This window comes from Salipaludibacillus keqinensis, assembly GCF_003226325.1.
GTDB classification, from domain to species: domain Bacteria; phylum Bacillota; class Bacilli; order Bacillales; family Salisediminibacteriaceae; genus Salipaludibacillus; species Salipaludibacillus keqinensis.
The window spans coordinates 1,389,253-1,413,999 of the sequence record NZ_PDOD01000001.1; the positions used below are offsets into that span (position 1 = coordinate 1,389,253).

A 24,747-nucleotide genomic window follows, 5' to 3' on the forward strand; every position below is an offset into this window, starting at 1 on the left:
TTAGAACAATCAAAGGTTTTATCCTTTTCAAAAAAAGTGTAGCATTTTCTAAATTCAAACATTCTGTGAATTTGTGACTTATATCATATCTTTTTATACAATCGTTTTCTATACTTGAACCTAGGGAGTTAGTCAATTTCTTTGAAAGGGGATTACGTAATGTCTATTTTACCAAAAAAGAATGAGCTCGGTTTCTTTGAAATTCGGCTCGAATCTATTGGAGGTCTCGGAGCTAACTTAGCGGGGAAAATGTTAGCTGAAGCGGGGGTACTGGGCTTAGGCTTAAATGGCTCTAATTTCTCGTCTTACGGATCAGAGAAAAAAGGGTCGCCAGTGAAATCATTTGTTCGTTTTTGTGATCCTGATGTTGACATAAGAGATCACTCACCTATTGAACAACCTCATGTGATTGGCGTTTTTCATGAGGCTCTGTACAAAATGGTTGATGTAGTCAGTGGTTTGCATGCAGATGGGGTCGTATTAGTAAATACAAAAAGTGATTTTGACATCATTAAAGAAGATTTAAACTTAGATTACGGCACACTTGCTGCTGTAGATGCTTTGAAAATTGCTCATGAAGAAAAAACAAAAGTTAACACGGCTATGCTCGGTGCTCTCTATCGTATTCTGGATTTTCTAGATGCAGATCATATGCGAAATGTCATTCGAACAACATTTGAAAAGAAATACCCTCATTTGGTGGAACCGAATATTCGTACATTCAATCGTGGATATGAGGAAGTTCAGTTCAAAAAATACGATGTACCTAGTGAAGCAAAAAGCAAAGAATTTAAGAGAGTTCAGCCTCGACTTGGTTACGAAACGCAAGAAATTGGCGGCATCATTTCTGCTCAAGCCAATAGTATCCAAAAAGATTTAAGTGGATCTAGAATAGGTTTCTTACCTGAATATAAATCTGATAGTTGTATTCATTGCGCCGCCTGCGACACAGTTTGTCCTGATTATTGCTTCGTATGGGAAAAAGGGGAAGATAAACGAGGGCGCCCTCAAATGTTCCTAAAGGGAATCGACTACCAATACTGTAAAGGTTGTTTAAAATGTGTAGATGCCTGTCCTACAGATGCGTTAGCTGATATGGAAGAAATAAAAGGCTATGCTGAAGCAAACCGTGTCAGTCAAAAATTCCCACTTGTAACAGGAGGCGTTAAATAATGGCGATGACCGAAGAAAACATCTCAAACCAAACAAAAGCCGTGCAAATTTCAACATTTGAATCAGGAAACGAAATGGCTGCGATGGCCGCCGCTCAAATAAATTATCATCTTATGGGGTATTTTCCAATCACCCCTTCAACAGAGGTAGCACAATATTTAGATATGATGAAATCCAAAGGCATGCACGATATCGAATTAGTTGCCGCTGATGGTGAACATGGATCAGCCGGTATTTGTTTCGGCGCAGCCACAACAGGTGCCCGAGTCTTTAATGCTACTAGTGCCAATGGATTTCTATATATGATTGAGCAGCTCCCTGTTCAATCTGGCCTTCGCTTTCCAATGGTGATGAACTTAGTTACCCGTGCCGTGAGTGGACCTTTAGACATTCGTGGCGACCATTCCGATTTGTATTACGGTTTAAACACAGGGTGGGTCATCTTAACCGCTCGCACTCCTCAAGCAGTGTATGATATGAATATTATGGCTTTAAAGCTTTCTGAACATAAAGATGTCCGCTTGCCAGTCATTGTTGCTTATGACGGATTTTACACTTCCCATCAGAAACGTAAAGTGGACTTGTTTAAAGATCGGGAAACCGTTCAAGGGTTTGTAGGAGAAGCACCAAAAGGGTATCCAACATCAATTAATAAAGAAAAACCAGTAACAATTGGTGCACATATGAATGGCGACGACTTAATGAATAATCATTTTCAACAGTCAGAAGCCCTTTACAAAGCTTATGACGTCTATCAAGAAATAGCGGCTGATTATGAAGAACTTTCAGGAAGAAAATATGAGATTTTAGACCAATACGATATGGACGACGCGGAAGTCGCTGTTTTTCTCTTGAATTCAGCTGCGGAATCTTCCAAAGATGTAGTCGATCGTTTGCGAGCAAAAGGCGTGAAAGCCGGCGTACTCAGCCCTAATATCATTCGACCTTTCCCTGCTGAAGATATTCGCAAAGCGCTAAAAAATGTAAAGGCTGTTTTAGTAGGCGAACGAGCTGATTCTTACGGCGCAAAAGGTGCGAACTTAACTCATGAGCTAAAGTCCGCCCTTCAAGAAGATCCAGAAAACAATACCCTCGTCTTAAGCCGTGCCTTTGGAATGGGTGGAAAAGATTTCTATGCAGACGATGCAGAGGCATTCTTTGATATGGCAATGGAAGCGGCAGAAACTGGCACGATCAAAAAACCTTTTGATTATTACGGTGTCCAGCCTGGAGATCCTGAAAAGAAACTGGAGCAAGTCATTGAACCTATGACAGGTGACACTTACAAAACTGGATTAATTAACGTCACTGAAGATGAGGAAACAAATAAATTGAAGGTGAGAATTCCTCCTCTTCGCCAATTAACGTCCAAACCGAAGCGTTTTGCCTCTGGGCACGGCGCCTGTCCTGGATGTGGTATTTTCCCAGGGTTGGAACTCTTTTTCAAGGGGATCGAAGGGGACGCCGTCATTCTATTCCACACCGGTTGTGGCTATGTTGTAACTAGTGCCTACCCATACAGTTCTCATAAACAGCCATTCTTGCACAACTTGTTCCAAAATGGTCCAGCCACATTATCTGGAACCGTCGAAGCCTTTTTCGAAATGAAAGACCGCGGTGAAGTAGATATTGACGAGGACTTTACCTTTGTAATGATTACTGGTGACGGTGGGATGGACATTGGGATGGGATCGGCGATCGGGACAGCGCTAAGGAATCATAAAATGATTATTTTAGAATATGACAATGAAGGATATATGAACACCGGTTCGCAAATGTCTTATTCTACACCTCTCGGTCACATGACAAGTACAACGTCTGTAGGAAAAGAAAAGCAAGGGAAACCTTTCCACCATAAAGATACTGCACAAATCATGGCATCTACAAACATTCCCTATGTATTTACGGGAACAGAAGCCTATCCGCAAGATTTGATCAAGAAAGCCGCAAAAGCCCAATGGTATGCTCAAAATGTAGGCATGGTTTATGGTAAAATCTTGATCACTTGTCCGTTAAACTGGAAGTCTGAAGATCGCGACGGAGAAAAAATTATGAAAGCCGCTGTAGAATCTTGCTTCTTCCCTCTTTATGAAGTGGAGCGTGGCGAAACAACTATCACGTATAACCCAGACGCAAAGAAAAAACGAATTGACCTTTCTGAATGGCTAAGCTATATGGGTAAAACCAAGCATATGTTGAAAGAAGAAAACAAAGACATGCTAACGGAATTTGAAAATGAAGTGGAACGACGCTGGGTGACATTGAAAACAAAACACGCAACACCTTACATTTAATGAACTGAATGAAAATGAACCTAATCCCCTTTATGAAGATTAGGTTCATATTTTTTTGTTTATATAAATATTTATTTTCGATTTCGTGACAGCTAATTTCTTATAATCACAGCGTGATAGTCATAGGGAATCTTTCGATAGATTTCTTGTAAATCTTTGCGGTGGAGGTCTTGTTTACTCAACACTTTATATGGGATGGAGACATGTAACGTTTCCGTTTTGAAAGGAAAAGGGCTTAGTCTCACTTGGGTCTCCGATTCCCAGTTTGCCTGAAAGACTTCATTTGATACAGGAGCTAGTTGTTGAGAAAAACCATCTCTAAACCATTCAACTTCTTCCTGCTTCTTTGCTCCCCAGCGGTTCATGCATAAATATAAAGATAAATTATCACAAAGTTGAAGGAGCTCAAAATGAAAATTTAGCATTTCTTTACTAAGCTTCGGGTCTTGCAAGATCATTTTTTCAAGTAATTGTTCTTGCCTTGCCTCTTCAGACGCCATGAATTGTTTTCCTAAAATATCTTTTTTTCCTTTAAAGAAACTGGCATAATGACAGCTGATTAAATATGCTGCATAGATATCCTCTGTTAACAATTGCTCTATTCCCCGTCTATATGCTTCTATTTTCTTTTTTAAAGGATAATCAATAAATGATGCCATGCTTCCCTTTTCTTTCAAGTACACCAGTTTTCGATCTAACGGGATCCAACTGCGATCATGATTCGTAATGGCATATTCTACAGATGACTTCAAATGAAGCCCAGGGAAAAGCCCCTCATTCCATTTATGCACAAATTGACCTGAAATAAGAGCATGTTCATGTTGTTCGATACAGATAATATTATCTTTGTCTTCTTTTATGATCATGGACCTCGCTCCTTTTTCTTCCCTTTCCTCCTCTTATTTTATGCTAAACTCGTTCTTCTCCATGTCTCTTTGTTCAGTTTGTATTTGTCACGTACATTGTCTATTTCATTTTCCAAAGGAAGTTTTGACAGATTTATGAACCCTCCCTATTAGTGATTTGTATCACTGTGAAGTGGCTCTAACCGTTATAAGATGATTATAGATAAGCAAAGAAGGAGGTACACAATATGAAACAGACAGATTTTGAAATGTTTTGCAATCAATGTGAACAAACACCCACAGGTGGCTGCACGATCATGGGTGTTTGTGGAAAAGATCCTGACTTAGCCAGTATTCAGGATACAATTATTTATGGTTTAAAAGGGGTCGCAGCATACGCCACCCATGCTAGGTCTTTAGGTTACATAGATCCCGAGGTAGATGGGATTACGCAAAAAGCCCTTTATACTACGTTAACCAATTCAAATTTCAATATGAAAGAGAATATTAATATGGCTTTGGAAGTGGGAACTGCAACGGTTAAAGTCATGGATCTCCTTGATAAAGCGCACACTGACCGTTTGGGAGTCCCATCCCCTGTATCTGTCTCACAAAACCATGTCGTAGGTAAAGCGATTGTCGTCACAGGACATGATTTATTTGCTTTAGAAGAATTGTTGAAACAAACTGAAGGAAAAGGGATCAATATATACACGCACTCAGAGATGTTGCCCGCCCATGGGTATCCTCATTTAAATAAATATGCACATCTAAAGGGGAATATCGGTAAAGCCTGGTTTGATCAACGTCGCCTTTTTGAAAAATTCCCTGGAGGAATACTCGCTACAACAAATTGTGTAATGCCTATTAAAGGTTCCTATGCTGATCGTTTCTTTTCATATAACGTGGCAGGGTTAGAAGGCGTTACTAAAATTCAAGGAAACGATTTCAGCCCGTTAATTGAGCGAACATTAGAACTGCCTGAAGCAGACATGAAATCAGATGCTACCCTCTCAACAGGATACCATCATGAAACGGTTATTGGACTGGCACCAGAAATTATTGATGCTATTAAGGCTGGAAAAATCAAACGATTCTTCGTGATCGCTGGCTGTGACTCCCCCGGAAAAGGTGGAGAATATTATCGAGAGTTAGCCACCTCATTGCCACCTGAAACGGTGATTTTAACCACTTCTTGTGGGAAATTCAGATTCAATGATGTTGATTATGGAACCGTTCCAGGAACTGATATTCCACGGTATATCGATCTAGGTCAGTGTAACAATTCAGGTTCGACAATTAAGATTGCCCAAGCATTAGCTGAAGCTTTCGAATGCGACGTCAATGAATTACCTGTTAGCATCGTTCTATCTTGGTTCGAACAAAAAGCGGTCGCTATTCTTTTAGGACTATTCAGTTTAGGAATCAAGGATGTCCGAATTGGACCAACGCCTCCAGACTTCATTTCAGAAGGAGTCCTGCACCACCTTGTGGAGACATTTGGCTTAAAACTTATTAGTAACGCAAGGGAGGATATGGAAGCGATGCTTAGCCTTGAAAAAGCATAAATTTGACCGAAGAGGGAGTCCCGAAATCTTTTGGGACTCCCTCTATACATGAGGCCATATGTCAAAAGCATCCTTATTGTTTGATAGATAGAATTTATATTAAAGCGTTTTGAGAATTTGACGATTTTCATGTGTTTACACTATGTTAATTGAGAAAATGTTTAAAAGCAGAGACGCGCTCCTTTTTCGTCTCCAATCTGCCATGTTGACGACGTTCAGCTGAGACGCCTCTTCTGTTCGTCTCCAAACTCTCATGTTGACGACGTTGAGCTACAACAAAAAACCGCTTTCATAAGAAAGCGGAATAGTTTGTTATCTAATTTCAGATTCACACTCTAGACATTCATTCGAATAGCACTCGTGCATTTCGTCGACTACTTCACCACATCTAGAACATTCTTTCGGGGGCAGGTTGCTGAAAAATTCTGTACTGGACATTAACATGGTAAAATCCCTCCATCTGTTTATTTGACTTCATTGTACTATAACAACATTTCAAATACAACCATTGTTTTAAAACAATTCTGTTTATTTATATGATAATTGGTCTTATCCCTATCATTATATGCATATTATCTTCTATTTATCTTATATTATTCTAATAGGACATGAAATGTGTCTGAAAAATACAAAGTATTATATAACAGACAACCCAAAAAAAGACAGCCTTGAGAAGGACCGTCTTTTCATTCTTATAGTTCTTATAGTTGTAATAACATGTCTAATTTTTGCACGAGTTTTCCCACCTCAGGTTTACTAATTTGGGCATCAGCACCGACTCGCTCCCCTTTATGGAACAAATCACCTGAAATAAGAGAAGAAAAGATAATCACTGGCAGCTTCTTTAGTTCAGCATGTTCTTTAACCCTCTTTGTTAAATGGTGGCCGTCCATTAAAGGCATTTCGATATCAGTAATTAATAATTCTACATCTTCTTTTGAAGCATCTTTTAGGTACTCCCACGCCTCTTTACCATCTTCTGTAAAGACTAATTGATTGTACCCTGCTTCGTTGAGTGTATTTTTTAATAATTGTCTTAAAATCGGGGAATCTTCCGCTATAAGGACCTTTTTATTCGAGCGATCCTTTGTTTCGATTCCTTCTAATTTCTTTGATGAGATTCCTGCTTCAGGCATAATATCATAAACCACTTTTTCGTAATCCAGCAATAAAATCATATTGTCATCCATTTTAATGACACCAATGGTTAAATCCTGTAACCCTTGACTAAGTTTATTTGGCTTCTCAATTTGCTCCCATGAAATACGATGAATGCGAGAAACTGAATGGACATGGAAAGCTACTTTGACTTGATTTAATTCTGATACAATTAATTTATCTTGTCCTGGATTTTCTGATTGTTGGAATCCTATGGCTTTTGCTAAATCGATGACAGGAATGATTTCATCTCTTAATCTAATGACCCCTTCCACATTGGGATGAGAATGAGGCATAATGGTTACATCTAAAGGCTGAATAATCTCTCGGACTTTCATCACATTAATCCCGAATATACCTGCTCCTACTTCAAAAACGATCACTTCTAGTTCATTCGTTCCACTTTCTAATAAAATTCCTTTATGTTCTTCGTTCATTGTTGCTCCTCCTCTAGCCAGTGGCCCCAGTCAATACATGTAGAAAACATCATAAGAACAGATTACCACTATTAGTTGCTAATTTCCATGATTTCCTTCTAAATACCTTGATAATACCTGTTACTAAAGTCCTTATTAATTGATTGATAGATTTCAATTGCTTCCTTAGAACAATCCTTCTATAATATATAGTGAGACTTGTTTGTTAGATTGGGGGTTATTAAAGATGTTTAAGCAAATGTTTTCTTTAGGATTTTTAGCACTATTTCTTCTTCTTACTCCTGTGACTCAAGTATTTGCAGAGGAAAATGGAGATAATGGAGCGTCTTTACTTGAAGGGCCTTTTATTATTTTAGCTTTTGCTACACTCATTTTGATGGTCTATTATGCGATTCGAGACTAATAGGTACATAAGAAAAAAGAAGAGGGACGCCCTCTTCTTTTTTCTTATTATAGCTCTGCTTTTTGGTCAAATAGCCACGTAATCATCCAGAAGACAACGAGAATAAACAAAACTTCTGCAACAACTTGACCAAGATAAATGGTTTGAATAATTTGTTCATTCAGTTCAGCTTCCACGGGCTGAAGCAAATGTATAGCTACTTTCTCATGAACTTGCTGTCCATCTAGAAGTGGAACCCACTGGGTGATCGTTTGGTATCCTTCGGTGTTTTTCACTGCAGATAATAGATGATTTGCGGCAAATGTAATAATAATAGCAATAAGCCAACCAAAAGGTCGAATCACTTTCGAGAAGACAAAAATAAACAACGCTGCTAATCCTAATTGAAGGGCCCCCTGAGAAATCATTAATACTATCCAAGGGCTTAACTCTCTGTACAAGTTCAAGCCAATGTTCAATGATTCAGTATAATCAATTCCTGAACCAGCGAAGCTTAAATTGATAAGCTTTTGCAACATTATATCTACTGCAACCATGCCATAGATGATTAAAATCATGAACTGACTAAATCCTATTGCGACTTTAGCAGATAATAATTTCCACCCAGGCACAGGAAGATTCATCCATAAGTGACTCGTATGCTCTTTCCATTCCTTAATTAACGAAGCCAGTAAGGTCAAAAACAAATAAAAAACATGTAGAAGGACAACGACAACACCTATGAAGACAACTAATGGGGTAGCCGTTGCCATCATCGTATAAATGAACACATAGACAATCGTCAAGAGCGCTAAACATACTAAAAATCGAAAAGTGCTTTCCTGCCACTCTTTTTTTACTAGAGCTAACCACATTTAAGAGAGCACCTCCCTCATCGCTTCAACGACTGATTGACCTTTTTCTTCTCTTAATTGCTCTACACTCTTTTCTAACAAGCATGTTCCGTTCTTCATAAAAATGACATGGTCCAAGAAAGGTTCCACTTCTGATACTTCATGAGTAGATAAAACAAGTATTTGCTCTTCCACATCTACATTCATCACAATCATACGTAAAATATCTTCACGCACTAACGGATCAAGGCCCGATAACGGTTCATCCATAAGAAGGACCGGAACTTGTCGTGAAAGAGTAAGGACAATTTTCACCCTAGCCCTGTTCCCTTTTGAGAGATGTTTTATTTTCTTGTCTTTCTCAATGTTTAGCGACTGAATCATATTCAACGCTTTATCTTTAGAAAAGTCGGGCATCACATTGTGGCAAAAATCAACCATTTGGTTAACGGTTTGAAATGAATAGAGTGAATCAGCCTCTGATAAAAATGCGATATGCTGTGAGGAAAGCCTAGTCACTGGTTTCTCCATGATTTCTACAGTCCCTTTAGACGACCTTAAAAGTCCTGCCATTATTTTCAAAAGGGTCGTTTTACCACTTCCGTTCGGGCCAATCACCCCGTAAATACCGCTTTTTGTTAATTGGAAGGTGATATTTGTTAACGCTGTTTGATTTAAATATTTTTTACTCACCTGATTCAACTTTATTAGAGGCGGAGTCATTCCTTCTCCTCCCTTCGTTTCTTCAGCTTTTCAAGCATTAATTGAGAAATTTCTTCATTACTCAGTCCTACTTGATTCATCATGACTATGAAATCATCAATTTGCTGATCGGCAATTGTTTTTCTCAGTTCCTGAATAGTCTTTGCGTCTTCAGTAACAAACGTCCCTTGGCCTCTTTTTGTGACCACGATATGAGTACGTTCCATTTCCATGTACGTTCTTGATACTGTATTGGGATTAACCCCCACTTTAACAGCTAGTTCCCGGACAGAAGGGAGTTTCTCTCCCGGTTTCATTTCAGATCGGCATATTTGCCCATATAAATACTCCATCAGCTGAATATAGATGGGACGGTTATGATCAAATTTAAGCCCCAATGGCGTTCCCCTCCTTAAGAGGTTACTTCTTAACATCCCTCCCTATTCTATCAAAACTTTTAATCGGCCACATCTCTTTTCGTAAAGGTGACGATAGAGATAAGCATGAATAGAACAAAATAAATGAGAAGGATTGTAACTGAAAAAAGCGGTGTCATCCCCGAAATAATCGGACTATCTCTGAAATATTGAGCCAAATACGTATTAGCAAACAAAAAGTATTTCATCCAATCATAACTGCTTAGTAAAAATGTAATTTGTCCGCCTGTAAATAATAGAACGAGTGAGAGGCCGATAGATAGAGACTGGTTACGGAAAACTGTGCCAATCATAAATGCAAAGGTCGTCAAGATTACTAATTCAATAAACGAAAGTCCATACAGCACTCCACCATAACTGAATACATGCATATCACGAATTTCTCCTCCAACTATATCAACAACCCTATTCGGCTCTAAATTCAGTCCGAATATGACAAAACTAGTAATGACCGAAAAGATAATAAGGGCTATCAACATCGAAATGGAGAAGAACATCGTAGCGATCCATTTCGATAAAAGGATTTTCCATCGTTTAACCGGTCTAATGAGCAATAATTTCACGGTACCGTTACTATGTTCACCGGCTACGATTCCAGCTGCAACAATCACTGTAAACATTGTTATAAATGTGACAAATGGAGGATTCGTCACGACATAATTCCAAGGGTGAGACGAATTTAACGGTTCAATATCTCCTTCTAAATGATACGTGTAAAGTTCGTATTGTTCTTGTAACTCTTCCACCGCCTGTGGAGGAACTTCCCCACTCTCTATTTGTTGTTCAATCATAGCCATTTGTTGTTGTAGATTTGTTTGCCAATCTCCTCCTTCAAGCGCTTCGTTATCAAGAAATTTTGTCACTAAGCCGCCCACGATGATTAACACGAATAGAATGACAAACATGACTCTTGTTCCTGTTTTCTTGAAAATTTTCATCGATTCATTTCGAACTAAGTTTGTGAATATATTCATGAGTGACCCCCTCCTGTTAACATCAAGAATTGCTCTTCTAATGTGTTTTTATCTGCTTCTCTTATTTGATAGACAGAAATTTCTTCTGAGGTAAGGCGATTTAACAACGCTGGAATGTTTTCTCTTTTTATTTTTAAATGAAATCCTTTATCTTTCGTCTTCATTTCAAGATGATGATCTTTTTTCAGTAGTGCTATCACTTTTTCCTTTGGTTCAGCTTCTAAATACCACTGATCTTCCACCTGTTTAACGAAATCGTTTACGTGAGACACTTGAATAATTTTTCCCTCTTGAATCACAGCTATTCTGTCACACATTTTCTCCATTTCTGAAAGTAAATGACTAGAAACGACGACGCAGATCCCTTCTTCATGGGCTAATTTTTTTAAGTACGAACGAATTTCTCTTATACCTGCAGGATCTAATCCGTTGGTCGGTTCATCCAAAATCAATAAATCCGGTTTATGCAATAAGGCTTGAGCTAACCCTAGACGTTGTCGCATTCCAAGGGAGTAGGTCCTTACTTTTTCATGAATTCTTTTAGAGAGATCAACAAGATTAACGACTTCTTGAAGTCTTTCTTTTGAAACGCCTTTTGACATTCTCTGATAATGAATGAGGTTTTCATACCCCGTTAAGTAGTCATACATTTCAGGGTTTTCAACAACCGCCCCTACTTTAGAGACCGCTCCTTCAAAATCCTCGTGCAAATCTTTGCCTGAGATCGTAATCTTTCCCCTCGTTGTTTTCATTAAGCCCACCATCATCCGGATTGTAGTCGTCTTCCCAGCTCCATTAGGACCTAAAAGTCCATAAACTTCTCCTGGATACATCATTAGTGACACATCGTCAATAATCGTTTTATTCCCAATATTTTTCGTTACATGAGCTAATTCAATCGCAGGTTTCATGTAAATCCCCCCCATTCTTTCATATGTTCTAGTGTACTAGATAAATAGTACACCGGTACATAAGGAGTGTCAATTAAAATTTATTTAAGAGACGTTGATCTAGCTGCTGCATTTTAGCGCAATCGGTTGTAAAAACATAACTTACTAGTTGGAAATAAATTGATTACACACCTATACTAGGCTAAAATAGATAGAGCAAACGCTTTCATAAGGGGTGGTATTATTGAAGAACATAAGACCGTATTTTTTCACTGGAATGGCAGTGATATTCTTATCAGCTTGTAGTGAGCCTGTTGATGAAAATGACGTAGAACCTGAAAATGAGGTAGACAACAAAGTTTACACTCCTGTAGACTTTCCATCTGATTCCATTGAACTTATTGATTATTTTCCTGAGACTGTGTTTTATGAAATTTTCCCACGGGCCTTTTATGACTCTTCAGGAGATGGGATTGGCGACATCGGTGGGATGACGAAACAGTTAGATTACTTAGATGAGCTGGGAGCGGAGGCTTTGTGGCTCATGCCAATCAATCCGTCACCTACGTACCACGGTTATGATGTGACAGATTATTATGATATCAACCCCGATTACGGTACATTGGAGGATTTTCGTGAGTTTATAGAAGAAGCCCATGAACGGGATATCAAAGTGATCATGGACTTCGTCGTCAATCATTCCAGTTACGAACATGAATGGTTCCAGGAAGCGCTGAATGATAAAGAAAGTCCTTATAGGGACTGGTACATTTGGGCTGATGAAGACACGAATGTTAATGATCGAGGAGAATGGGGACAAAACCTTTGGCACGGCGAAGAACCAAACCAATATATGAGTGTATTTTGGGAAGGAATGCCTGATTTAAATATGGACCATCCAGACGTCCGAGAAAAAATTTATGATATTGGGCGCTTTTGGTTAGAAGATGTTGGTGTGGATGGCTTTCGCTTAGATGCCGCTAAGCATATTTATCCAGGAGAAAATGATAAAAACTTGGAATGGTGGGCTGAATTTCGTTCAGAAATGGAAGCTGTAAAGGAAGACGTTTTTCTCGTTGGTGAGGTTTGGGATATTCCTCAAGTTACTGGACCCTATTTGGAAGAGGGATTTCATGCAACATTTAACTTCGACTTAGGAGAAGACATGATTCAGGCTGTCAGACAAGAGCGAGGATCGAGACTTGTCTCCTCATTACTAGGGGTGCTTGATCGCTATGATTCTTATTCCGAAGATTATATCGATGCCACATTTTTAACGAATCATGATATTGATCGCGTCATGAGTCAACTACAAGGAAATGACTCACGAGCCAAAATGGCTGCCTCTCTCCTTCTTTCCTTACCTGGCTCTCCTTTTATTTATTACGGCGAGGAAATTGGCATGGAAGGTCAAAAGCCCGATGAGCACATTCGTGAACCGATGCTTTGGTATGATGAACCTTCAGAAGGTCAGACGAGATGGATTCAACCTCGTTACAACCGTGACGATCCCCCTTCTGTTGAGTCAATGAAAGAAGATGATGGGTCTTTATGGCGTCACTATCAAACGTGGATTCATTTAAGACGCTCCCAACCCGCGCTTCTGTATGGTGAACTTCTTGAATCTGAAACGGAAGGTAATGGCATCGTATCATTTATTCGTGAATCTGGGGATCAAAGGCTTCTTGTTATTCATAATTTAAGTGGTGAGTTAACGAGTGTAGATATTTCTAAACAGGACGAAGCCAATGTCCTCTATTACAGTGAGTCTGATACATCTTCTTTAGAAGAAGATGGAACGTTACAGATAGACTCATACTCTTCGGTAATATTAACGAACGAATAACGAATAAGACCTTAGCTCCGCGGATCAAGCTAAAATAGCATAGAAAAAAAGGCTGGCGCTAGGACCAGCCTTTTTCTCAACGCTTTATTTGATTTAATCAATCACTTCAACAGATTCAATATACACTTCATCTACGGGACGATCCACTGGCTCTGTTTCAACTGTGGCAATCTCATTCACAACATCCATGCCTCCGATAACATGGCCGAAGACTGTGTGTCCAAAATCAAGGTGCGGCGTGCCACCTACTTCTAAATATTTCTCAACTGTTTCTTCTGGAAAAGTCATTCCTTGACTAGCCATTCCTTCAAAGGCTTCTTCATTTAGACCCTCTGAATCAGCATGTACAATGAAAAATTGACTTCCGTTTGTGTTCGGTCCACTGTTCGCCATCGATAATGCCCCTTGGAAATGAGCGACAGACGTATCAAACTCATCTTCGAAGGAACCACCAAAGGCACTTTCTCCCCCCGAGCCAGTTCCTGTAGGGTCTCCACCTTGAATCATGAAATTCTCAATGACTCTGTGGAAGATGACCTCTTCATAATAGCCTTCTTCCGCTAACGTAAGAAAATTCTCTACTGCTTTTGGAGCCACTTCAGGGAACAACTTAATATGAATATCCCCCATATTCGTTGAAATAATCGCTTCTCTTTCGTCTTCAGCGACTTCATCGTTAAATTGAGGGTAATCATCCGGTGTCTCGTCTCTTGACGGAGTCTCTTCATCCATGGCTGTTTCGTTATTTTCACTGGATTGATTGTTCTCATCCGATTGCTCATTATTTACGTCTGTTTGCTCAGTTGTTTCCTCATTCATCTCTTGGTTTTCATTATTATCATTGTTGTCACCACATGCGGACAAGATGACAAGTGTGCTAATCCCTAAACTTGCGAGATACTTCGTTGATTTTTTCATTTCTAAAACTCCTCTTTTTCTATTTACTTTTACTTTAGAAGGTTCTGAAGCCTATTTTCACCTTGAAAGCCTGTCGAACTTTACATTTTAGCGCAACCCTCTTCTATTGTTAAACCATGTGCAACATTTTTTGTAAAGAATTATTTACCTATTTTCTTCAAAAATCATGATCGTTTTTATTTATGGTGATACATATCACCGCGGAACTTGGCACGTTCTACTACAATGAAAGCAGATCACATAGAGGAGGAATTACTTATGAAGACAACCATTAACCGAGAAGCTATGGTCCGAGATCTAGTCATTGAAATCCCCCGGTCAGACGAATTGTTCAAGCAATATCGCATCGATTTTTGCTGCGGTGGAAAACGTCCGCTTAACGAAGTAATTGCTGAAAAAAATCTAGATGAAGCAACGATCCTTCAAGCTTTACAGACACTCTTTGAGAACGCCAAAGAACGATCAGAAAACGACCGAAAAGATTGGACGACAGCGTCTTACGGGTCACTAATCAATCATGTTGTTAAACAGCATCACGGTTACTTAGCTGAAGAATTACCAGATCTTAGTTTTTATGTAACAAAAATATTCAGAGTTCATGGATCTTCTCATCCTGAACTAAAAGAACTGCACACATTGTTCCATCATTTAAAATTGGAACTAGAACAGCACATGGTCAAAGAAGAGCAGATCGTATTTCCGGCTATTTACCAATACGAACAAAGCCAAACGCAATCCGACTATGATGAAGCCGTGAAGCGCATAGATGAACTGGAGGCTGAGCACGAGGCTGCAGGTAGCTTATTAAAAAAGATTCGACATATCACCAATGATTTTACCTTACCAGAAGGGGCATGCACAACCTATAAATTAACATTTACACGGCTAGAAGCATTGGAATCAGATATGTTCCAACATATTCACCTGGAAAATAATATTTTATTCCCACAGTTGAAATTAGAATTTGACCAGCAAGATTCCACAGTTGGCTAATGAATGAACGATAATCAGTTAGTGGAATCACGAGATAAAGGGTGCTCCTTTTTTCTCGTGATTTTTCTGTTCGTATTTTTCTTGACTATTTTAAAGAATGGAGTAGAATAATAATAAGAACTAATGTTCGCATAATGGAAATATAAGAACAAAAGGAGGTACTGTCAATGGCCAAACTCACAGCATCAGAAGAACGGCTCACAGAATCATACATCTTGCTTGAGATGGCTCGTAAAGTGTTGGAGATCGACTTGGCACGAATGGACCAGACTCCATTAAAGTTGAAAGATCCTTATATTCGTTTGTTGGAAATCACTTTGCACCGACTTAGTCGCAAGCTTTATTCAACTAAACTTGAAATGAAGCGTCTTGGGCTTAAAATTCAACTTAATGAATACGATGCAACCTTCTCTGAATACACTATATTTTTTAGAGGGTACGTCCTTACCGCTAAGTATTTAAATGCACACTTGAAAAATCAAGTCAGTCGGCAAATTGAAGATCTGTTTACTTATGGAAAAAAAGAAGTACAGTAGTTCGCTTATTTCAAAGACGGATGTGATTTGATTTTCGGAAACACGTGAAGAGCAGTATTATAGAAAACATCATTCCACGCCGACGAAGGGATGTGCGATTGAATAAACTCAATATACGGTTCCATTCGAACTAACGGCCAGTCTGTACCAAACATAAATTTATCGTAGTGATCACAAAAGGCAAAGGCGTTTTTAAAATGATCAAAAAAATGTGGGGTATTCACAATACGAGTCACTTCTCTCTCATCTCCCACGATGAGCCCTGATAGATCTGCAAATACGTTACGGTTCTTATAAACCACTTCAGCTGCATCAAGCATCCAAGGGTCTCCGAAATGAGCAAGGACAAAGGTCACTTGCCTGTGTCTTACAGCAACCTCATCCAAAGTTAATGGATGGGCGTATTTAAGGAGCCCGCGTTCAGAGTATGTATCCCCTGTATGAAAAACAACAGGAACATTGAAATCTTTCGCCAGTGAATAAACCGGTTCGTATACTTTATCGTATGCATAAAAAGGATAATAACCTAAGTATATTTTAATGCCGACCACTTCCGGTTTTAATAGTTCTTTTGTTAATTGATTGAGGTCAGCCCGCTTCAAACGATATGGGTTAATTCCCGCGCAATAAACGACGTCAGTTCCTTCTGAAGGCAGCATATCAAGCCCCATTGGAGAGGAAGGAGCAGAATCGGGAAAACCTTCCCCTCCTTCTAATTCACGAAGACCCATTCCAATAGCTAAAGAAATATTATTTTCTTTCATCTCTTTTTTTAATCCTCGATAGGAATAATCAATGTGTGATAGTCTCTTCGCTGTGTGATGAAATGACTCAATATGAGATAAATGAACATGGGCATCAATAATTTTCAAGCAAATCCCCTCCTCCCCTCGCCGGTTCCTTTCAAAAACGCCGCCTTAAGCAATAAGGAGGCGTTGTAAACCCGCTATTCTTTTTCGGCATCACTTTTGTAGAAGCCTTTTTCTTTTACTTGTTCGTATGCGTTAGATAGAATTCCTTGAATAGCCCTCCCGCGGTCTTTCTTTCTGCGCCGATATTCTGTATATAATTCATCTCCTTGATATCCTTCGTCGATAAGGTTTTTTATGAGCATATCAGAGAGATCATCTTTCTTTACAACGAGCATGCCCTCTAAATGAACGACAATGTGATCTTCTAACTTATGAATAGAATTCACATCACACACAAGGGTAGCTGGATCATTGGTTCTTTTCGTAATCGTTACTTCCGTCATAAATGATTGTTTCGTATTTAAATAATTTGTAAAGAATGCTTCCCATTCAGGATCTAGAACGGCTTCTAAAAGCCAATTTTTTTCTGCTTCTTCTTTATTGATGATTAACCCTTCAACAAGTGGAACTTCTTTCCCCTTCATGTTTTTATCTTTGACGATCTCTTCGTCAAATAAAATCATTAACGAACACAATCGAAATGTTTTCATAATTAGAACTCCTTCCTCAACAAAAAAATCTTACCACTTCTATCTTACTACTTCTTCTTCAACGTCACACCCATTTCCTTTCTATTCCTTGAAAAAACAGTCGTTAATTCTTTAAAAAGGATATTTCTGACGTTATTTTGTGATATATTGATCAAAAAAGGTGAGGTGAGGAACGATGACGAACGTATTGATTATAGGAGAGAAATCTACCCCCTCCATTTACATAGAATCCGAACCAGATGTTGTTGTAAATTCCCTTCATTTTCATGCTCATGACCTTGATAATGGGATCCCAATCTCATTAAAAGGAATTTATCATCTTATGAAATTATACGACGCGATCATTCTTCAGAAGCCCGTCTATACAAATGACTCTCTCCTTCAAGGCAGCCAGAAGACCATTAATCAGTTCATGATCGACCTTTTTTTAACTGTGGCTAAAAGGACAAACACGGCTCTCTCTATTCACAGCAACGACACACTTGAACATCTACACCAAGGCTCTTTGACTAACCCGGTCTCATTTGTTCATTCGGATAATGATAAATTCGAAGTAGCCATCCAACGATCTAAACATACAGTTACGTCCGTTCAATGTTGGGACACGTATGGATCTATAGAAGCTGACGATTGGGCTTATCACTATTTTTCATGGCTCTCTTCATTCACGAAAAAGTTGATTAAGGTGAAAATCAAAGGGCAAGAAGCTCACTTTCACTTACGAGGAATCCCTTTTCCTCTTTTAGTTTTAGAAAAAACGAATGTGACTGAGCAAATGTATATTAGTGAATGGATCATTAAAAGAGGGGTATTAAATAAAACAGATAAACAAAAAGCCCCCGTGGGGAGGCTCTGGTTTGTCTTATCTAGTGATCCTTCGAAAAAAACGATAGCTACTGCTCTTACCCATTTCAGACCGAGACTCCCTTGGACTATTTACAAATTTACTCAAGGGGTCCTTCACCCTTACGTGATGAATCAGTTTAAAAAACAATCATGTCGATAAGACATTCTCTCTAATCAACTAATTGGCTCGATCCATCTGACCCCTCTCCATCATTAAATCCAACAGGTGAGACGATTTGATCCAAGGATGCTTCTAAATCATCGACCAACTTTATTCCTTCTAAAGAAAATATCGTTGTTCCCGATCCTGCTGCAAAGTAGAGGGGGAACTGATCATTTTTTAATGACAACTGAGTTGCTTCCCTAATTGGGAATTTTTTCACATAGGAATCTTTTAATCCAAAAGCAATCGCATAGACGAAACTGGCAGTAAGTTTATTTTCATCTTCCACTTTCAAATCAGAAGAAGTCTGCAAGTCTTCAACAAAAGGCCTCCACTTATTATATTCTAAAAGACCCTTATGAGTCCTTGAAGAGGAGACCAACATCGTAATAAACGTTGTAACTCCTGCCGCAAGATACAAGATACTAAGAAAGGGAGACGAAATGATCAATCCGCTTCCAAGTAAAATCATCAGAATAGAGAGAGCGAAAAGAACTTTTTTAAAGACTGGGAACTTAACGATGAATTTCTTTTTTTCTAGTTCATGTTGCATTGTCTGTTCCCAATCGGATAACCGATGAAGAAACTGCTCTCGTTTCTCATCATCTTGAGTATAGAAATAAAGATCGTCAACATAAAACACTCCATCATTCCCTACTTCATAAAGGATCCAGTCATATAAATACTTTTCATCTAAAGAATGTGGCTTTTCTTTGGCAGCATCTACAGAAAAATAATACGTTGGGCCACGAGCGTCCTTATTTAATGTCAGTATTTGCTTACGCACTAAATTTAACAAGCCCGCAGTAATATGACGAGTATATGCTCCTCTTCCGTAAATTAATTGAGAAATCATTGGCGGAGAGAATGATTGGAAATCATGTTCAGATAAAATCTGATTAGCTGCCTTTTTGTGAATAACCACTTTTCTATTCCACCGTTCTCGATAAAACAAGCTCGCTACGGCAATAATTAGAACGATAAAAAACAGAAAAAATCCACTTTCAAACGGAGTAAACATGCCAAGTAGACTCATTTCCCTGTCACCTCCATAAGAGTTATTCTCTGATGCTAATAACCCTTTAATTTCTGCCGATAAAATTTAATAAAGTAAAACATAGAAACGACTAAAGCAAAAAAGACGTACCCTAATAAATAAGCTAGATAATGATTGTCGATCATCCATAAAGGGGCAGACAGTAAGCTTAGCAACCAAACCATAGATATATTTCCTAAAACCGTAGACCACACGTAATCTCGAGTACTTATGGGGCTTACTGCCGCAGCGATAGAAATTAAATTACTAGGCATAACGGGAATACTTCGCAACACCACAAGCATAAAGACGCCATAGGAAGAGATTAACTTGAAAATATAGGACAGTTTTTCTTCATTTTTTTCCCAGTATGTTTGCACCTTCTTTTCGCTAACCGACCTTGTGAGCCAAAAGCAGACAAAAGCTCCTAAACTCGTTCCGATTAAACTAATGATAAAACCAGGTACCATACCAAAAGAGATAAAATGTATTAATATTAAAATGAGAATTGGGAATAAAGTGACTACATTTTGAACGATCATGAGCGGAAGGGTGATTAATAAAATACGCCAGCCTAACTCAGGAAATAATTCTTCTGTAAAATAGCTTAAATTGTCTTCTCTAAGTTGAACGACCCATTCCCAATTAAACAGGATCACTAGAATAGTTATTGCTACAAAGAATATTATGAATACTTTTTTCATCACATCACACCTATTAAAAAGTTGGTAACGGGTTCTTTTGTTCATTATAACTAACTTGCTATTAAAAAGAAAAAGAAACAGGCTTGTGCCTGCTTCTTTTATGAAACTTTAAATTTTTCTACTTCGTGTTTGAGCTCTTGAGATAATTGATGCAATTCTACTGCGGAAGAAGATATTTCTTGAATGGAGGCTAATTGATGATCTGTTCTCGTTTTAACCCCTTGGAACTGTCCAGATGTTTCTTCTGCCATTTTGGCCAGATCCTCTACGGTTGCACTAACTTGTTGTGAGCTTGCGGACATTTCTTCAGATATCGCTGAGACTTCTTGAATTTGTGAAGACACATCCACAATAGACTGATTAATTCTCTCAAAAGCTTCGCCTGCTTTATGCACTATCTGAATTCCTCGATATTCAGACCATTATTAATATATCATATATCACATGACTTTTGAATTAGATAAATCGAATAGACGAAAAATAGATAAAAGGCCTACGTTTTCACATAGGCCTTCCTGAAATTTCTTATTTACATGTTTTTAAGGCGGCGAATTCTTTCTGTTGGATCCGGGTGGGTAGAGAATAACCCTTTAAAGCCTTTCTTCATTGGATCTGAGAAATAAAGAGGCGCTGACGAGTTAGACGCTTCTTTCACAGGAGTCTTTACACCAGTGATTTTTTCCAACGCTGAAGCAAGCGCCCACGGATTTCGAGTTAATTCTGCCGCACTGGCATCCGCCAAATATTCCCTATTTCGCGAGATAGCCATATTGATCATCATCGCTATAATCGGCGCGACGATCAAGAGTATAAGGGCTATAATTAAGATAACTGGACTTTGCTTTTGATTCCTGCTCCCTCGCGAGAAGAACATCATTCTTGATCCTATGTCACTTATAATTGCAATCACCGATACTAACGCTAACGCTATAGTAGATAACCTTACGTCGTAATTTTTTATATGGGCGATTTCATGTGCCACGACACCTTCTAGTTCTTCACGGTTTAACGTTTCCATTAAACCTGAAGTAACGGCTACGGCTCCACTTTTAGGCGATAAGCCTGTTGCGAAGGCATTAGGAGACGAATCTCGAATGATGAACACTCTTGGCATTGGTACTCTTGCAACCATTGCCATATTTTCAACTGTGTGCCACAGAAAACGGTGATCTTCAGCTGATTTAATTTCTTTTGCATGATTCATTCTCATAACAACATTTGTACTTGAGGCAAGGATAATCGATACATAGACGATCGAGAGTAAGCTGGATAACACCATCCCCATGACGAAATCTCCATACATCACATAAGAAAAAGCTGCTCCTACGGCTAGAAGAAAGGCAATGAAAACAATAACGATAAACACCGTCTTCGTTTTGTTCTTTTGGATTTGTTCATATAAAATCATATGACCACCTGCAATTAAAACTTCACTTGGACATTTTGGCGTTCTTCAGCTGTTGCTTCTAACATATCTCGCTTACCAAAACCGTGGACAGAAGCCAAAATGTTTGTTGGGATCGTTTGAATTTTCGTGTTATATTTCATTACCGTATTATTGTAAAGTTGCCTAGAGTAAGCGATTTTATTTTCCGTTTGCGTCAATTCCTCTTGAAGCATCGAAAAATTTTGATTTGCTTTCAAATCCGGGTAAGCTTCTCTAAGAGCAAATAAGTTTTTTAATGCACCACTTAGTTGATCATTCACTTCCATTTGGTCTTTTCGATCCATGTTTGGCTTCCCTAATTGGTTTCTTAATTCCACCACTTGAGAGAGCGTTTCTTTTTCATGTTTCGCGTAGCCTTTGACCGTTTCTACTAGGTTAGGAATTAAATCATAACGACGTTTCAACTGAACATCAATTTGCGCCCACGACTCTTCCACCCAATTTCTAAATTTAACTAACTTGTTGTAACCTGAAATCCAAAGCAAGACAACAACTACCAACGCACCTATCGCAATCCATCCTATCATTACCGTTCCCTCCTTATATAGTTTGTTACATTTTATAGTCAAGTGAAGGGCTGGTACCGTCTTGGCGCAAACCATGTTCATTCAACTGACCACGTTTCGCCGTTAATTACCGACAGCCGCTTCCCTATTGATTCGTTTAAAATAAAAATAACGGTAGATCAACGAACTGAATAATCCAACAAGTGCCAAGCCGAACATGAGGTAATAAAGGCTGCGAACTTCAAAGGAGTTAATAATTACTCCCCCAAGAATAGAACCAATGACGCCAGAAATACCGAAGAACACTGAAATAAATAACAAGTGTCCCGTTGACTCTAATTCTTCCGGTACCAATTTAGAAACAAATTGGAAGGCAGTTAAATAAAATGTTGCAAACGCTAGCCCGTGCAGAACTTGGACAAACAGAAGAAAAGTAGGATCTGGAGCAAACGACATAAGAAGCCACCTTAGTACATAGATAAAAGCAGCAATAGAAATGTAAGTTAAAGGATGATAGCCTCTTAACCAATAAACACTAAAAGCGAATACAGTTGCCTCTGTTGCTACGCCAATAAACCAAGCTAAACCTATGATTGATTCATTTCCGCCTAATTCAATGATATATAATCCTAAGAAAGAATCGTTCATCCTATGAGTTAAGCTGATTGATAAAATTAGCAAAAAGAAAATAACTAATTGCCTGTTTTTCATTAATTTAAATGCACTAGATAGTTTAACCGGTTTTTTCGACGGCACACTGTCTGGCGCAAAATATGTAAAGATAAGAGCAACGACAAGAAAGGAGGCGTATACGTAATAGATATTAGCAATGCCAATGGCACTTAAAATATATCCGCCCACTAAAGAAGCCGAAGCAAACCCTAACGAGCCCCACATCCGAATACTTCCGAATGACACACTTCTTTGAATCGACACTTTTTGAGCGAGGCTGTCTCCTAGTCCCCCTGCAGGTGACATAAAAGAGAAAAACATATATAACAAGGGCAACAATAAGATAAATTCAGCCACTTGAAACACGATAAATCCAACCGCTAAAGCACTGGACAAACAAAGCAATAAAATACGCTTCACCGTTTTCAAGCGATCACTCATAAATCCCCAAAAAGGCTGGGCAATTATCGCTGCAGCTGGCCCTACAGCGAGGAGAACACCAATCTGATTGCCCGTAAGACCAAGAGATTGAAAATAAACAGGTAAATAACTAATCATAATCGTCATTGACGAGTGAAAAAAGAACAACATTCCTTTAAGTTTCCAAACAGATTTCATACAATAATCCCTTTCCCAATCAGAAAATACATCGGAAATACCAAATTATCGCAACCAATCGTTCTCATATAGAAAGTCCGGATCCAAATCAATAAATACATATTGCTGGTCATCTACAGGATACGAATACGTTCGAATAAGATCATTGGTTTCAATATCGCGGTATTTATCTGACAGCATCCCCATTTTCCTATGTCTCATTTGCATAATTTGATCTAAGAAATAGGTTCGCCAGCTCCAATTTTTTCCTTTAGCTTGTAAGTCTTGGTGCCACTGATTGTTTTCGAGTTTCAGCCAGTTGGCGCTTTTTTGATAGCCATATAAATCACAAATATAGACTCTGAAAGAAACGGCTTGGGTCGCTCGGGCGATCACTTCAACCAATTCTTCCGTAGTCAATTGTTTACCTTTTAAGTTCACAGCGATATCGTTATCCATTGAGCGAATAAAATCAATTTGTCGCTGAAGTTTGCGGTGAGCCATGTCAATAAAAGAATGAATCGTTTCTTCCAATATGGCCTTAGAGGAAAAAGGATCAATAAAATGACTTGCTGGATTTTGTAAATAGCTCCCCTGCAAATATCTACCGCCATGTTTCCAAGCCGTATGGAGTTGGTGAAAACTTTGGATGCCTTTAAAATGAAGTGCAGCTCCTATTTTTCTTGAGAAAGTAGCTAAAGCATTTAAGACATCTTTGTAGGAGAAAAAGTTCATTCCTTCCTTTAAATCAGATAAATCAACTTTAATCATATTCGGTTCCAATTTAGAGAAAAAATCTAAATTTGTGTCATGTGTTCGTATATCATCCAAGGCCACTTGGTAACCGCTAGCTTTTATGTATAAAAGCATGTGGCTTAAATCATTGAAATCTCCACTATAATCATTTACTCTAAACTCAAAAACAACCCTGTTCGGATTAAGACCTTGTTTTGTGAAGCGTTCAAAAGTCTCCATTAGTTCCTCGAGACAATCCAGTTGGACTAAGGTCGTAGGATCGATATTAAAAAACAGCTTTGGTTGACTTGGATCGTCTAGAGCTTGCTTGACTGCTTTATGGTAAATCTCTTTATCTACTTCCCACTTATAATCCACGGGAACATTTGCATCCAAAAAAAACGGCGCTAATGATTGAGCTTCTCCGTTTATCTCTATCTGACCTAAAACTTCGTACCCGATCACTTTATACTCTTCAGAATTCATAATTGGTTGAAAATGTGGAAACACATGAGATACATTTTCAATGATGTCTAATGGGTCCATCAAAAGCCCCCCTTTTTCAAACGTTT

At 38.6% G+C, this 24,747-nt stretch carries 26 protein-coding genes; 8 read left to right on the forward strand and 18 right to left on the reverse strand.

What is annotated here, in order from left to right; all coding sequences use genetic code 11:
- The first annotated feature begins 159 nt into the window (after positions 1-159).
- Positions 160-1,173: a 2-oxoacid:acceptor oxidoreductase family protein gene (locus CR194_RS06925; protein WP_110608872.1), complete on the forward strand. Its 1,014-nt coding sequence runs from the start codon at positions 160-162 to the stop codon at positions 1,171-1,173.
- Complete coding sequence (locus CR194_RS06930) at positions 1,173-3,467, forward strand: thiamine pyrophosphate-dependent enzyme (protein ID WP_110608873.1); 2,295 nt, start codon at positions 1,173-1,175, stop codon at positions 3,465-3,467. The genes CR194_RS06925 and CR194_RS06930 overlap by 1 nt, the downstream gene beginning before the upstream one ends.
- 92 nt (positions 3,468-3,559) lie before the next feature.
- Here the strand turns inward: CR194_RS06930 and CR194_RS06935 are convergent, their stop codons facing one another.
- Complete coding sequence (locus CR194_RS06935; protein WP_110608874.1) at positions 3,560-4,333, reverse strand: DUF3891 family protein; 774 nt, start codon at positions 4,331-4,333, stop codon at positions 3,560-3,562.
- 248 nt (positions 4,334-4,581) lie between these two features.
- On the opposite strand from CR194_RS06935, the gene hcp reads away from it, so the two are divergent.
- Positions 4,582-5,880, forward strand: coding sequence for a hydroxylamine reductase (hcp, locus tag CR194_RS06940; RefSeq protein WP_110609003.1), 1,299 nt, complete (start codon positions 4,582-4,584; stop codon positions 5,878-5,880).
- A 312-nt stretch (positions 5,881-6,192) separates the two neighbouring features.
- Here hcp and yhfH read toward each other — a convergent pair whose 3' ends face one another.
- Both yhfH and CR194_RS06950 read right to left on the reverse strand, forming a co-directional pair.
- Positions 6,193-6,324, reverse strand: coding sequence for a protein YhfH (yhfH, locus tag CR194_RS06945; RefSeq protein WP_110608875.1), 132 nt, complete (start codon positions 6,322-6,324; stop codon positions 6,193-6,195).
- Between the two features lie 257 nt (positions 6,325-6,581).
- Positions 6,582-7,475 (reverse strand): chemotaxis protein, encoded by an 894-nt coding sequence (locus CR194_RS06950; RefSeq protein ID WP_110608876.1) that lies wholly within the window; start codon positions 7,473-7,475, stop codon positions 6,582-6,584.
- Between the two features lie 226 nt (positions 7,476-7,701).
- On the opposite strand from CR194_RS06950, the gene CR194_RS20235 reads away from it, so the two are divergent.
- The gene (locus tag CR194_RS20235; RefSeq protein WP_158282192.1) at positions 7,702-7,878 is read left to right on the forward strand and encodes a hypothetical protein; all 177 of its coding nucleotides are present in this window, start codon (positions 7,702-7,704) and stop codon (positions 7,876-7,878) included.
- Between the two features lie 47 nt (positions 7,879-7,925).
- Here the strand turns inward: CR194_RS20235 and CR194_RS06955 are convergent, their stop codons facing one another.
- From CR194_RS06955 to CR194_RS06975, 5 genes are read right to left on the reverse strand one after another with little or no spacing between them, the layout of a single operon-like run.
- The gene (locus CR194_RS06955; protein ID WP_110608877.1) at positions 7,926-8,732 is read right to left on the reverse strand and encodes a hypothetical protein; all 807 of its coding nucleotides are present in this window, start codon (positions 8,730-8,732) and stop codon (positions 7,926-7,928) included.
- Positions 8,733-9,404, reverse strand: coding sequence for an ABC transporter ATP-binding protein (locus CR194_RS06960; RefSeq protein WP_158282193.1), 672 nt, complete (start codon positions 9,402-9,404; stop codon positions 8,733-8,735).
- A gap of 26 nt (positions 9,405-9,430) precedes the next feature.
- Positions 9,431-9,811: a GntR family transcriptional regulator gene (locus CR194_RS06965; RefSeq protein WP_110608879.1), complete on the reverse strand. Its 381-nt coding sequence runs from the start codon at positions 9,809-9,811 to the stop codon at positions 9,431-9,433.
- A 59-nt stretch (positions 9,812-9,870) separates the two neighbouring features.
- On the reverse strand, positions 9,871-10,824 hold the full coding sequence (locus tag CR194_RS06970) for an ABC transporter permease subunit (protein WP_110608880.1): 954 nt from the start codon (positions 10,822-10,824) through the stop codon (positions 9,871-9,873).
- Positions 10,821-11,735, reverse strand: a complete 915-nt coding sequence (locus CR194_RS06975; RefSeq protein WP_110608881.1) for an ABC transporter ATP-binding protein — start codon at positions 11,733-11,735, stop codon at positions 10,821-10,823. The genes CR194_RS06970 and CR194_RS06975 overlap by 4 nt, the downstream gene beginning before the upstream one ends.
- A 223-nt stretch (positions 11,736-11,958) precedes the next feature.
- On the opposite strand from CR194_RS06975, the gene CR194_RS06980 reads away from it, so the two are divergent.
- Complete coding sequence (locus CR194_RS06980) at positions 11,959-13,560, forward strand: alpha-amylase family glycosyl hydrolase (RefSeq protein WP_233254251.1); 1,602 nt, start codon at positions 11,959-11,961, stop codon at positions 13,558-13,560.
- 93 nt (positions 13,561-13,653) lie between these two features.
- On the opposite strand, the gene CR194_RS06985 is transcribed toward CR194_RS06980, so the two are convergent.
- Positions 13,654-14,478 (reverse strand): peptidylprolyl isomerase, encoded by an 825-nt coding sequence (locus CR194_RS06985; protein ID WP_110608882.1) that lies wholly within the window; start codon positions 14,476-14,478, stop codon positions 13,654-13,656.
- A 258-nt stretch (positions 14,479-14,736) separates the two neighbouring features.
- Between CR194_RS06985 and ric the strand changes: the two genes are divergently transcribed.
- Positions 14,737-15,471: an iron-sulfur cluster repair di-iron protein gene (ric, locus tag CR194_RS06990; protein WP_110608883.1), complete on the forward strand. Its 735-nt coding sequence runs from the start codon at positions 14,737-14,739 to the stop codon at positions 15,469-15,471.
- A gap of 167 nt (positions 15,472-15,638) precedes the next feature.
- Complete coding sequence (locus tag CR194_RS06995; RefSeq protein ID WP_110608884.1) at positions 15,639-16,007, forward strand: hypothetical protein; 369 nt, start codon at positions 15,639-15,641, stop codon at positions 16,005-16,007.
- A gap of 5 nt (positions 16,008-16,012) precedes the next feature.
- Here the strand turns inward: CR194_RS06995 and CR194_RS07000 are convergent, their stop codons facing one another.
- Together CR194_RS07000 and CR194_RS07005 are read right to left on the reverse strand one after the other, a co-directional pair.
- Positions 16,013-16,879, reverse strand: a complete 867-nt coding sequence (locus tag CR194_RS07000) for an amidohydrolase family protein (RefSeq protein WP_110608885.1) — start codon at positions 16,877-16,879, stop codon at positions 16,013-16,015.
- A 74-nt stretch (positions 16,880-16,953) separates the two neighbouring features.
- The gene (locus tag CR194_RS07005) at positions 16,954-17,469 is read right to left on the reverse strand and encodes a YwpF-like family protein (protein WP_110608886.1); all 516 of its coding nucleotides are present in this window, start codon (positions 17,467-17,469) and stop codon (positions 16,954-16,956) included.
- A gap of 175 nt (positions 17,470-17,644) precedes the next feature.
- On the opposite strand from CR194_RS07005, the gene CR194_RS07010 reads away from it, so the two are divergent.
- A complete protein-coding gene (locus CR194_RS07010; protein WP_110608887.1) occupies positions 17,645-18,475 on the forward strand; it encodes a hypothetical protein in 831 nt (276 codons plus the stop codon).
- Between the two features lie 10 nt (positions 18,476-18,485).
- Here CR194_RS07010 and CR194_RS07015 read toward each other — a convergent pair whose 3' ends face one another.
- From CR194_RS07015 to CR194_RS07045, 7 genes are all read right to left on the reverse strand, one after another.
- A complete protein-coding gene (locus tag CR194_RS07015) occupies positions 18,486-19,514 on the reverse strand; it encodes a DUF2207 family protein (protein ID WP_110608888.1) in 1,029 nt (342 codons plus the stop codon).
- A gap of 35 nt (positions 19,515-19,549) precedes the next feature.
- Positions 19,550-20,218: a TVP38/TMEM64 family protein gene (locus CR194_RS07020; RefSeq protein ID WP_158282194.1), complete on the reverse strand. Its 669-nt coding sequence runs from the start codon at positions 20,216-20,218 to the stop codon at positions 19,550-19,552.
- A gap of 98 nt (positions 20,219-20,316) precedes the next feature.
- A complete protein-coding gene (locus CR194_RS07025; protein ID WP_158282195.1) occupies positions 20,317-20,613 on the reverse strand; it encodes a hypothetical protein in 297 nt (98 codons plus the stop codon).
- A gap of 134 nt (positions 20,614-20,747) precedes the next feature.
- On the reverse strand, positions 20,748-21,623 hold the full coding sequence (gene htpX / locus CR194_RS07030; protein WP_233254268.1) for a zinc metalloprotease HtpX: 876 nt from the start codon (positions 21,621-21,623) through the stop codon (positions 20,748-20,750).
- 17 nt (positions 21,624-21,640) lie between these two features.
- Entirely contained in the window at positions 21,641-22,192 is a 552-nt protein-coding gene (locus CR194_RS07035; protein ID WP_199228128.1) for a LemA family protein, read from the reverse strand.
- 102 nt (positions 22,193-22,294) lie between these two features.
- Positions 22,295-23,461: an MFS transporter gene (locus tag CR194_RS07040; protein ID WP_110608892.1), complete on the reverse strand. Its 1,167-nt coding sequence runs from the start codon at positions 23,459-23,461 to the stop codon at positions 22,295-22,297.
- A 45-nt stretch (positions 23,462-23,506) separates the two neighbouring features.
- Positions 23,507-24,721 carry an EAL-associated domain-containing protein gene (locus CR194_RS07045; protein ID WP_110608893.1) on the reverse strand — a complete coding sequence of 405 codons (1,215 nt, stop codon included), beginning with the start codon at positions 24,719-24,721 and terminating at the stop codon, positions 23,507-23,509.
- Positions 24,722-24,747: the final 26 nt, after the last annotated feature.

Bases quoted from the DNA above. Each gene is read 5' to 3' on its own strand.
- CR194_RS06925 (WP_110608872.1), top strand. From the start codon at position 160: ATGTCTATTTTACCAAAAAAGAATGAGCTCGGTTTCTTTGAAATTCGG.
- CR194_RS06930 (WP_110608873.1), top strand. From the start codon at position 1,173: ATGGCGATGACCGAAGAAAACATCTCAAACCAAACAAAAGCCGTGCAA.
- CR194_RS06935 (WP_110608874.1), bottom strand. From the start codon at position 4,333: ATGATCATAAAAGAAGACAAAGATAATATTATCTGTATCGAACAACAT.
- hcp (WP_110609003.1), top strand. From the start codon at position 4,582: ATGTTTTGCAATCAATGTGAACAAACACCCACAGGTGGCTGCACGATC.
- yhfH (WP_110608875.1), bottom strand. From the start codon at position 6,324: ATGTTAATGTCCAGTACAGAATTTTTCAGCAACCTGCCCCCGAAAGAA.
- CR194_RS06950 (WP_110608876.1), bottom strand. From the start codon at position 7,475: ATGAACGAAGAACATAAAGGAATTTTATTAGAAAGTGGAACGAATGAA.
- CR194_RS20235 (WP_158282192.1), top strand. From the start codon at position 7,702: ATGTTTAAGCAAATGTTTTCTTTAGGATTTTTAGCACTATTTCTTCTT.
- CR194_RS06955 (WP_110608877.1), bottom strand. From the start codon at position 8,732: ATGTGGTTAGCTCTAGTAAAAAAAGAGTGGCAGGAAAGCACTTTTCGA.
- CR194_RS06970 (WP_110608880.1), bottom strand. From the start codon at position 10,824: ATGAATATATTCACAAACTTAGTTCGAAATGAATCGATGAAAATTTTC.
- CR194_RS06975 (WP_110608881.1), bottom strand. From the start codon at position 11,735: ATGAAACCTGCGATTGAATTAGCTCATGTAACGAAAAATATTGGGAAT.
- CR194_RS06985 (WP_110608882.1), bottom strand. From the start codon at position 14,478: ATGAAAAAATCAACGAAGTATCTCGCAAGTTTAGGGATTAGCACACTT.
- ric (WP_110608883.1), top strand. From the start codon at position 14,737: ATGAAGACAACCATTAACCGAGAAGCTATGGTCCGAGATCTAGTCATT.
- CR194_RS06995 (WP_110608884.1), top strand. From the start codon at position 15,639: ATGGCCAAACTCACAGCATCAGAAGAACGGCTCACAGAATCATACATC.
- CR194_RS07005 (WP_110608886.1), bottom strand. From the start codon at position 17,469: ATGAAAACATTTCGATTGTGTTCGTTAATGATTTTATTTGACGAAGAG.
- CR194_RS07010 (WP_110608887.1), top strand. From the start codon at position 17,645: ATGACGAACGTATTGATTATAGGAGAGAAATCTACCCCCTCCATTTAC.
- CR194_RS07015 (WP_110608888.1), bottom strand. From the start codon at position 19,514: ATGAGTCTACTTGGCATGTTTACTCCGTTTGAAAGTGGATTTTTTCTG.
- CR194_RS07020 (WP_158282194.1), bottom strand. From the start codon at position 20,218: ATGAAAAAAGTATTCATAATATTCTTTGTAGCAATAACTATTCTAGTG.
- CR194_RS07035 (WP_199228128.1), bottom strand. From the start codon at position 22,192: ATGATAGGATGGATTGCGATAGGTGCGTTGGTAGTTGTTGTCTTGCTT.
- CR194_RS07040 (WP_110608892.1), bottom strand. From the start codon at position 23,461: ATGAAATCTGTTTGGAAACTTAAAGGAATGTTGTTCTTTTTTCACTCG.
- CR194_RS07045 (WP_110608893.1), bottom strand. From the start codon at position 24,721: ATGGACCCATTAGACATCATTGAAAATGTATCTCATGTGTTTCCACAT.